The following is a 9,381-nucleotide window of genomic DNA, read 5'->3' as shown; positions in this document are numbered from 1 at the left end:
CGCACCCGCACCCGCACCCGCACCCGCACCCGCACCCGCACCCGCACCCGCACCCGCACCCGCACCCGCACCCGCACCCGCACCCGCACCCGCACTGCTGAACGCGCAAATCCGGTCGTTACACCGTCGCCACGCCCAGCTCGCTCTGGTCCACCACAGACGGCACGAGATTGCTGTTGGCCTGCAAGGTCTCGCGCAACGCCTTCAGCGCTGACGAAAAATGCCCACGCCGCCACACCAGCAGCGTATCGATGCAGCCCAGCTCGCCTAGCGAATGAATCGCGATGTTGTTCAGGTCGTGCTGCGATTCGAGCACGGAGCGCGGCGCGACGGCCACACCCGCCCCGGCTGCCACGCATGCCACGATCGCGTGATATGAGCCCAGCTCCAGAACCCGCGCCGGACGGATGCCGTGTTCCATGTACCAGCGCTCGACGTGAGCGCGATACACGCAGCCGCGCTCGAACGCAATCAAGGTCGACAAGGCAATATCGCGCGCCTCGCGAATGGGTCGATGGCCGCGCGGCGTCAGCATTACCAGCTCTTCGCGAAATACGGGCACGGCCTCGAACAGATCGCCGGCCCAGTTCGAGTCGAGCTGGGCTGCGATCAACGCGGCGTCCACCTCGAACTCCCGGACCCGTTCGATCAGGCGGCGGGTCGTGCCGGTCTCGAGTTCAAGCTCCACCTCAGGCCAGCTCTGGTGATAGTGCGCAAGCAGCGGCGGCAGGCGGCTGGCCGCGGCGCTTTCCATGGTGCCGAGACGCAGCCGACCGCTCGGACGGCTTTCGCGCAGCGCGTGGCGGGCCTCGTCGGCGAGCGCGAGCAGGCGTTCGGCGTAGGGCAGCAGCGTCTCGCCGGCTGGGGTCAACACCAGCTTCCGGCCGTCGCGGATGAACAGTTCCGTGCCGAGTTGTTCCTCGAGTTGCTTGATACGCGTGGTGACGTTCGACTGCACGCGGTTGAGCTTCGCGGCGGCACGGGTCACCCCGTTTTCACGCACGACCGCGCGAAAAATCGTCAGAGCGGCGAGATCCATAATTCTCTCTGTGTGATGAGTTCTATCTGTATTATTCATTTTTCGTGATGAAACCGTCAAGCTAGGATGCTGATACGGCGTGAGGTATACGCTGCGCCGTCGTCCCACTTTTGCCTTCATTCCCCCCTTTTTTTGCCAATTTCGACACCGTATGGACGATCTCGCTGCCCCTCGTCACTTCGCCAGTTCCACCGGCTCCCACCCGGCGCGTCAGGCGGCCATTGCCTGCATGGTCGCGCTGGCTGTCGTGCTGGGGGTTGGACGATTCGCCTTCACCCCGCTGTTGCCGCTGATGCTGCACGGCGGCGGCCTCGACATTCGCCACGGCGGCTGGCTGGCTTCGTTCAACTACGCGGGTTATTTCGTCGGAGCGGTCACTTGCGCGGCGTTGCGGGTCGAACCGGCGCGGATGGTGCGCACGGGGCTCCTGCTCACCGTGCTTTTGACCCTCGCCATGGGTTTGACCCACCAGTTCTGGATCTGGGCGACCGTGCGTTTCGTGGCGGGCGCCGTCAGCGCATGGACCTTCGTGTTCGCCTCGCAGTGGGGGCTGCGGCGGCTTGCCGAGCTGGATGCGCATGGCTGGAGCGGGGTGGTCTATGCCGGCCCGGGTGCGGGAATCGTCGCGACGGGCCTGTTCGTGAGCGCGGCAGGCGGCTGGGGAGCGCGCGTGGGCTGGTTGAGTTTCGGGCTGGCGGCGGCGGTGTTGTCTGCGCTGGTCTGGGGGGTGTTTGTCGAGAAATCTGTCGCCGGAACCACAAGCGGGACGCCGGGAGACGTGGGCGCAGGTGCCGCCACGGCATCCAATGGCGGTGTCGCGGCACCTTCGAAGGGCGTCGAGGCCGCGCCCGCAACCAAGCCCGCAACCGCAACCGCAACCGGCTCCGCGGCGCCTTCACGTCGCCCCGCGCTCCACCGCGCTGACGCATTCTGGCTCGTTCTGCTCTACGGGGTGCCCGGCTTCGGCTACATCATTACCGCGACCTTCCTGCCGGTGATTGCGCGTCATGCGTTGCCGGGTTCGGCGTGGCCCGATCTGTTCTGGCCGATGTTCGGGGTGGCGCTGATGGTCGGCGCGTTGGGCGCGGCGCGGCTGCCGCATCACTGGGACAACCGGACCCTGCTTGCGGGTTGTTACGTGCTGCAGGCCGTCGGTGTGGCAATGGGCATCGTCTGGCCGACCGAAGGGGGCTTCGGGCTCGGCAGCGTGCTGATCGGGCTGCCGTTCACCGCGATCACGCTGTTCGCAATGCGCGAGGCACGCCGCCTGCGCGGCAATCATGCGGCAGGGCTGATGGGCTACGCGACCGCGGCGTACGGCGTCGGCCAGATCATCGGCCCGCTGGTGGCCGCGCCGATCGCGGTGCACACCGGCTCGTTCTCACTGGCCCTGTGGCTGGCGGCAGGCGCGTTACTCGTCGGCGCCCTGGGTTTGACAGCCGTCGCGTACCTGCCGCGTAAGCCACGCCCACTTTAATCTGGCGAGGCAAAAACAAATTACGGGCTAGCGCACTAAAATGACCGCTTTCCGGTCATCTCTCCAGCGCCCGTCGCCGGGCGCGTCGCCAGCCATGCAACATTTCGCGTCCGACAACTACGCGGGCATCTGTCCCGAAGCGCTCGATGCGCTGATCGCCGCCAACAACAGCGGCCACGAACCCGCGTATGGCGACGACTCCTGGACCGAGCAGGTTTGCGACCGTCTGCGTGACCTGTTTCAAACCGACTGCGAGGCGTTCTTCGTCTTCAACGGCACGGCGGCCAATTCGCTCGCGCTTGCATCGCTGTGTCAGTCGTATCACTCGGTGATCTGTCATGAACTCGCGCATATTGAAACCGACGAGTGCGGCGGTCCGGAATTCTTCTCGAATGGCTCAAAACTACTGACGGCACCCGGCGTCGGCGGCAAGTTGACGCCCGATGCAATCGAGGCCGTCGTCACGCGTCGCGCCGATATCCATTATCCGAAGCCCAAGGTCGTGACGCTGACGCAGTCGACCGAAGTGGGCACGGTCTACAGCGTCGAAGAAGTGCGCGCGATCGCCGCGATTGCGAAACGCCGCCATCTGAAGGTCCACATGGACGGCGCGCGCTTTGCGAACGCAGTGGCGGCGCTGGATGTGCATCCGTCCGAGATCACGTGGCGCGCGGGTGTAGACGTGCTGTGCTTCGGCGGTACCAAGAACGGCTTGCCGGTCGGTGAAGTGGTGGTGTTCTTCGACCGCGCGCTGGCCGATGACTTTGCCTATCGCCTCAAGCAGGCTGGACAACTGGCGTCGAAGATGCGCTTCATTTCGGCGCCGTGGCTCGGTTTGCTCGACGGCGATGTCTGGTTGCGCAACGCGCGCCACGCAAACGCCATGGCGAAATTGCTGGAGACACGCCTCGCGGCGATTCCGGGCGTGAGCATTATGTTTCCGAGCGAGTCGAACGCGGTGTTTGCGCAGTTGCCGGCGCACGTGGCGAAGGCCATGCGGGCGAAGGGTTGGAAGTTCTACGAGTTCATCGGCGCGGGCGGTTGCCGCCTGATGTGCGCGTGGGACACGCAGCCCGAGACCGTCGAGCGCTTCGCGACCGAGGTACGCGATCTGTGCGCGGCGTGACCGCGCAGCGCAGCGCCAAAATCCATTCGCGCAGCGATGCGCCCACACTACAACGCCATACAGAGACGACGCCTGCCTGCCATGAGTGACTACCGATTCTGCCCCCGCTGCACCACGCCACTGACCCAACGTACCGACCCCGAGCACGAAGGCGCTCGCGTTCGCCAGATCTGCCCTGATCCAACCTGCGGGTACGTGCATTGGGACAATCCGCTGCCGGTGGTGGCCGCGATCGTCGAGTACGAAGGCAAGATCCTGCTCGCGCGCAACGCCGCGTGGCCCGAAGGCATGTTCGCGCTGATCACCGGTTTCCTGGAGAATGGCGAGACGCCGGAAGAGGGCATCGCACGCGAAGTGCGTGAGGAGACCGCGCTGCAGGCGGAGACGATCGAACTGATCGGCGTCTACGAATTCATGAAGAAGAACGAACTGATTATCGCGTACCACGTGCGGGCTTACGGCACGATCGCGTTGTCGCCGGAGCTGCTCGAGTATCGGCTGATCGAGCCTGCCAAACTGCGTCCGTGGCGCGCGGGCACGGGGCAGGCGCTTGGTGAGTGGATGCGGCGGCGCGGCTTGCCGTTCGAGTTCGTCGAGCGGCCTGGTCAGTAGCGAGGTAGAAACGCGATCGCTCGCGGAAGTAATCGGGCGCGCGTGCATGATGTGGGCGTTATGCAGGCACGCGTCGCCTGGCCGGGCGCCGATGGCGATGCGCTTCTTTCCTCTCATCCGGAAATGCAATCCGATATGGCCTATATCTACTATCTCACGCACATCCATCTCGGCTACGACGCGTTGGCGCAACTGCCTGCGGAATGCACGCGCACCGGCATCAAGCGGCCGCTCGTGATTACCGATAAAGGCGTGGTGGCGGCCGGCGTCGCGCAGCGCGCGCTCGATGCGCTGCAACTCGGCGCGCTGCCGGTGTTCGACGACACCCCATCCAATCCGACGGAAGCGATGGTGATGGCCGCCGTGGCGCAGTATCGGGAAGCCGGTTGCGACGGCTTGATCGCGGTGGGCGGAGGCTCTTCCATCGACCTTGCGAAGGGCGTCGCGATAGCGGCCACGCACGGCGGAACGTTGACCGAATACGCCACCATCGAAGGCGGCAGCGGCAAGATCACCGACGCCGCCGCGCCGCTGATCGCGATTCCAACCACCGCCGGCACCGGCAGCGAAGTGGCGCGCGGCGCGATTGTGATTCTCAACGACGGCCGCAAGCTGGGTTTCCACTCGTGGCATCTGCTGCCGAAGTCGGCGATCTGCGATCCGGGTCTGACACTCGGCCTGCCAGCGCTTCTGACCGCTGCCACCGGCATGGATGCGATTGCACATTGCATCGAAACCTTCCTCTCGTCGGCCTTCAATCCTCCCGCCGACGGCATCGCGCTCGACGGTCTGGAGCGCGGCTGGGCCCATATCGAACGCGCGACTCAGGACGGTAGCGACCGCGATGCGCGTCTGCACATGATGAGCGCGTCGATGCAAGGCGCCATGGCGTTCCAGAAAGGGCTCGGCTGCGTACATTCGCTGTCGCATCCGCTGGGCGGCGTGCCGGTGAACGGGCGCACCTCGTTGCATCACGGCACGCTCAACGCGGTCGTGCTGCCGGCGGTCCTGCGTTTCAACGAGCACGCGGATACGGTGGTGGCGAATCGCCGCTACGCGCGCATGCGTCGCGTGATGGGTCTTGCGGAGAACGCCGACCTCGCGCAGGCGCTATTCGACATGACCGCGCGCCTGGGTCTGCCAACCGGCCTGAGGCAGATGGGTGTCGACGAAAGCGTGTTCGACAAGGTCATCAAGGGGGCGCTCGTCGATCACTGCCACAAGACCAATCCGCGCGAAGCGAGCGCGGACGACTACCGTCGCATGTTGAGCGAATCGCTCTGACAACGCCTCTTCACTCAACGCTTGCACACTGCTGACGATGACCCGACACGTTCCCTCGCCGCGCACCGCCTACCGTCATTTCCTGCCGATCACGACCCGCTGGATGGATAACGATGTCTACGGTCACGTGAACAACGTCATCTATTACAGCTATTTCGACACGGTCGTGAATGAGTATCTGATTCGTGCCGGCGTGCTCGATGTCGAACACGGCGCGACGATTGGGCTGGTGGTCGAAACGCAGTGCAAGTACTTCGCACCGCTGGTGTTTCCCGAGCGTGTCGAAGCGGGTCTGCGGGTGATGCGGCTCGGTTCGACGAGCGTGCGCTACGAGGTGGGTCTGTTCAAGGACGGCGAGGAACAGCCGGCCGCAGAGGGACATTTTGTCCACGTCTACGTGGACCGCGCCACGCGCCGGCCGGTGCCACTGCCTGCTGAATTGCGAGCCGCACTCGCGCCGCTTGTCGTTGCCACGGAATAAGGTGCGGCGGTTATTGCGCTGCGGCACGGCCTGTTTCGCGGTGTTTCTGCGCGCCGCGTATCACGCGTCTCGCTCTCAAGCGTGATGGCATCTCGCCAAGGTAATTTCTCCTGTTTGAATCCGGCTTCTGGAAATTGATCTGCGCCATTGTCTATAAGGCCTGGCGCGGAGACGTGTCGCCGATTCAAACGCTTGATCGTTTGGTGAGCGTCCTCCAGAAATGTTGTCGGCAGCGCGGCCACAAATAAAGACAATCAGATCATCAGCGCTCGCGGGCAGGATGACGTTTCAGATCAATTCTGCACCTGCCGCTGCAGTGGATGACCCTGCATCGTGCTCGCCATCTGGCGCCGCGATGTCAAAAGGGAGGAGACAGCATGCGAAGGGCAGAGACAAAAACCATGGCGCGAGATGTCGCGCTTGCGTTGACGAGGTGCGTGCCGTGCGCCGTGCTGGTCACGTTGGCCTTGCTGGTATCCGGCTGCGCGCAGGCCAGTGCGTCCGCGAGTGATGCTCCGGCGCCGGCGACGCCTGTCGCGGCTTCACAGAGCGGCGCGGCAATAGCAGATGACGCCTTGCCGCGTCAGGCGCCGCTGGCTGCGAGTTCCGCGCGTCCCGCACTGGAAATCGCCAAGCAGCGCAAGTTGACCGATGAACAGCGTATTGCAGCGCGCGTACCGTCGCTAAGCGGCCTGGCCGGGCAACGGGTTCGTCCGTTGACGCTGCGCGACTCCGGCATCGACGGCTCACTGATGTTTGCACGCGAGGTGGACTTCCGGGTGACCGGCGATATCGGTTTCATGATCCACAGCATGGCCGCGACACTCAGCCCGACACATCCGGGCGCCCCGGTTGTGTTCGACGACCCGACCAGCGTCGTCATCGATGTTCACCGCGGCGACGTCACGCTCGATAGCGCCAAACTCACGGCGATTTTCAACCTGTATCTGTTCCAATACCAGGGCTCGCCGCTACGCAATATGCAGGTCGTGCCGCAGGACGGCGGCACGCTGCGTATCACCGGCGAAATGCATCGCGATAGCTGGGTGCCGATCGTCCTGACGGGCTCGCTGTCGATGCGCAACGCAGCGGAACTCGTGTTTCATGCCGATCACGTCGAAGTGGCCGGCGTGGCGGCGGACAAGCTGATGCAAGCCGCGCACGTGAAGATGGCCGACCTGTTGAAGGTGAACACGCCGATTGCGCGGCTGGAAGGCGACGATGTCGTGATGCAAGTGGCGAAACTTACCCCGCCGCCAGCGCTGCGTATGACGATCACGCATATCGACACGTCATCGGCGGGCGTGCGCTTTACGCTCGACGATCACACGTTGCACGCCATCGTCTGGCCCGCGACGATGCCGCCGCGCGGCATGCTGGTGGAGGGTGGCGACGTGAAGTTCATGCGTTCGATGCCGATGAATATCGACATGACGCTGACTGCGCTCGATACGAACGAACCGTTTGTGCTGGACCTGTATCACTATCGCGAGCAGATGGCGGCGGGTTATTTCACCTTCGATGAAGCCGGCGCACTCGATGTCCACCTGCCTTCTTTCGATACGCTGGCGAGCGCTTCACACGATAGCGCGCCGCAAACCGGCAGCGCGAGCGCGCGCTTCAACGATAGCTTGATCCGTGGTCAGCAGATGTCGCTGGCGGCGGCGCGACTGCAGTGGCAGCGCGTCCCACCGGATCTGCGCACGTCAGAAGCACGGGCCATTCCGGTCGGCACCCGGACAGCGTTTGCTGGCGCGAATGCGGCCACGCCGGGTTCTTCTGGTTCGGCGATCACGGACGAACGTCACTCATCGGGACCGGCGCCGCTGATCCATATGGAGAACGTCGATTTTTTCGTGACGGGACGGATCGGCTTTCATGTGCGTTCTCTCGATGCGCAGATGGTGCCGAAGAAGCCGGGGCAGCCGGTCGACCTGGACGATCCTGAGCAGTACGACATTCGCATCATAGGCGGCGAGGTGGTGGAACCGTGGTCGGCGATGGCGGCGCTCTTCAACGACTATCTACTCGACTACGAGCCGCGTTCGCTGAACGATCTGAAGCTGACGCCGGAGGACGGCGCGTTGCAGGTGACGGGGGGCATCAAGCTGTGGAATCACTTCCCGGGGGTATGGCTGCCCACGACGATGAGTGGAACGATTGAGGCGCGTGACGAGCGGCATCTGGTGTATGCACCGACATCCGTCAAAGTGTTGGGAGTGCCGCAGGCGGGGATGTTACGGGCGCTGGATATTCCGTTGGCGTCGTTGACGCCGTTTGTGCGCAAGGGCGTGGCGTTGGAGGGGAACGAACTGGTGTTCGATCAGTACACGGTGTTTCCACCGCCGGTGTTGCAGGGGCATCTGATGAGTGCCACGGTGACGGACGAGGGGTTGGTGTTGAAGTTCCGGCGCGAGCGTGGCGCGGTGGTGGCGCGTCCGCCTGCGGGGGCTGGCGGGAGTTATGTCTGGATCGAGTCGGGTGATATCAAGATGTTTGATTCTCTGGTGACGAATGGGCGGACTTTGATTCGGGATGGGTCTTCCTCTGGGACGATGAAGTTTGATCTTTATGCCTACCGGCGGGATGTGGCGATGGGGAAGGTCAGGATGGGGGAGGATGGGGGGTTGGAGGTGGATGTGGGTAAGAGGTGACTATCTTTTTGCCTGCGGCGCTTTGGTTGTTCTCTTGGGGTGTGGGTGGTCTGTTGGTCTGTTTGCCAGCGGCGCTTTTGGCTGTGTTCTTACGGTATTGGCCTTCCCTTGTATTCTTAGTGGTCTATTAGCTTCGCCCCTGTGCGGGGCAGCACTTACTTTCTTTGCCGCCGCAAAGAAAGTAAGCAAAGAAAGCGGGCTCACACCGCCAGCTTTTAGCGAGTCATCTCTGTTTTGAACGGGAAACGGCCCAACACGAGACCGTCTCTCGCACTACAAATCTCAGTGGCACAGCACTCATCCGTTCCAGCGTCGCGCTGCGCGCCCCGCTGTCGGGCATAACAGGCTCAGCGAGTTCTGCAGGAAAGCTAACGTTATGGAATTGACGCTGTGTCCCGCGCAAACCTGCTGCCCCTCCGTGTCGCTGGCCCGACACTCCGCCACCGGTTTTTCGAGGCAGACCCATCCGCGACGCACGGAGTGCGGAGTGGGGTGGATGAGCCCTTTGTCAATGACGGGTGCGGCGCGAGGGCGCGTCTCGTCTTGGGCCGTTTCCGGTTCACAAGAGAGACGGCTCGCTACAAGCTGGCGGTGTGAGCCCGCTTTCTTTGCTTACTTGTATATTGACTGCAGTGTCCGGAAACTGATCCTTTCCGTTCACTGGAAGCGGTAGCCCGTTTGCTTACCGGGGCTCACAGCCCGAAAGAA

7 protein-coding genes are annotated in these 9,381 nt (G+C 63.6%); 6 read left to right on the top strand and 1 reads right to left on the bottom strand.

Annotation, left to right across the window (positions count from 1 at the left end; all coding sequences use genetic code 11):
• Positions 1–118 precede the first annotated feature (118 nt).
• Complete coding sequence (locus P3T43_RS35195; protein ID WP_429285598.1) at positions 119–1,039, bottom strand: LysR family transcriptional regulator; 921 nt, start codon at positions 1,037–1,039, stop codon at positions 119–121.
• Positions 1,040–1,190: 151 nt separating this feature from the next.
• On the opposite strand from P3T43_RS35195, the gene P3T43_RS35190 reads away from it, so the two are divergent.
• From P3T43_RS35190 to P3T43_RS35165, 6 genes are all read left to right on the top strand, one after another.
• Complete coding sequence (locus P3T43_RS35190; RefSeq protein ID WP_429285597.1) at positions 1,191–2,516, top strand: YbfB/YjiJ family MFS transporter; 1,326 nt, start codon at positions 1,191–1,193, stop codon at positions 2,514–2,516.
• A gap of 94 nt (positions 2,517–2,610) precedes the next feature.
• Entirely contained in the window at positions 2,611–3,642 is a 1,032-nt protein-coding gene (locus P3T43_RS35185) for a threonine aldolase family protein (RefSeq protein WP_429285596.1), read from the top strand.
• Positions 3,643–3,723: 81 nt separating this feature from the next.
• Entirely contained in the window at positions 3,724–4,254 is a 531-nt protein-coding gene (locus tag P3T43_RS35180; RefSeq protein ID WP_429285595.1) for an NUDIX domain-containing protein, read from the top strand.
• Between the two features lie 135 nt (positions 4,255–4,389).
• A complete protein-coding gene (locus P3T43_RS35175) occupies positions 4,390–5,538 on the top strand; it encodes an iron-containing alcohol dehydrogenase (protein WP_429285600.1) in 1,149 nt (382 codons plus the stop codon).
• Between the two features lie 37 nt (positions 5,539–5,575).
• Positions 5,576–6,019, top strand: a complete 444-nt coding sequence (locus P3T43_RS35170) for an acyl-CoA thioesterase (protein WP_429285594.1) — start codon at positions 5,576–5,578, stop codon at positions 6,017–6,019.
• Positions 6,020–6,420: 401 nt separating this feature from the next.
• Positions 6,421–8,673, top strand: a complete 2,253-nt coding sequence (locus P3T43_RS35165; RefSeq protein WP_429285599.1) for a hypothetical protein — start codon at positions 6,421–6,423, stop codon at positions 8,671–8,673.
• Positions 8,674–9,381 lie beyond the last annotated feature (708 nt).

It is taken from the genome of Paraburkholderia sp. GAS41 (assembly GCF_050436545.1).
Classification (GTDB): Bacteria; Pseudomonadota; Gammaproteobacteria; order Burkholderiales; family Burkholderiaceae; genus Paraburkholderia.
The sequence above is the reverse complement of the archived record's forward strand: the minus strand, read 5'-3'. Positions and strand labels throughout refer to the sequence as shown.

Coding starts and splice junctions, on each gene's coding strand:
- P3T43_RS35190 (WP_429285597.1), top strand. CDS start 1,191: ATGGACGATCTCGCTGCCCCTCGTCACTTCGCCAGTTCCACCGGCTCC.
- P3T43_RS35170 (WP_429285594.1), top strand. CDS start 5,576: ATGACCCGACACGTTCCCTCGCCGCGCACCGCCTACCGTCATTTCCTG.
- P3T43_RS35185 (WP_429285596.1), top strand. CDS start 2,611: ATGCAACATTTCGCGTCCGACAACTACGCGGGCATCTGTCCCGAAGCG.
- P3T43_RS35195 (WP_429285598.1), bottom strand. CDS start 1,039: ATGGATCTCGCCGCTCTGACGATTTTTCGCGCGGTCGTGCGTGAAAAC.
- P3T43_RS35180 (WP_429285595.1), top strand. CDS start 3,724: ATGAGTGACTACCGATTCTGCCCCCGCTGCACCACGCCACTGACCCAA.
- P3T43_RS35175 (WP_429285600.1), top strand. CDS start 4,390: ATGGCCTATATCTACTATCTCACGCACATCCATCTCGGCTACGACGCG.
- P3T43_RS35165 (WP_429285599.1), top strand. CDS start 6,421: ATGGCGCGAGATGTCGCGCTTGCGTTGACGAGGTGCGTGCCGTGCGCC.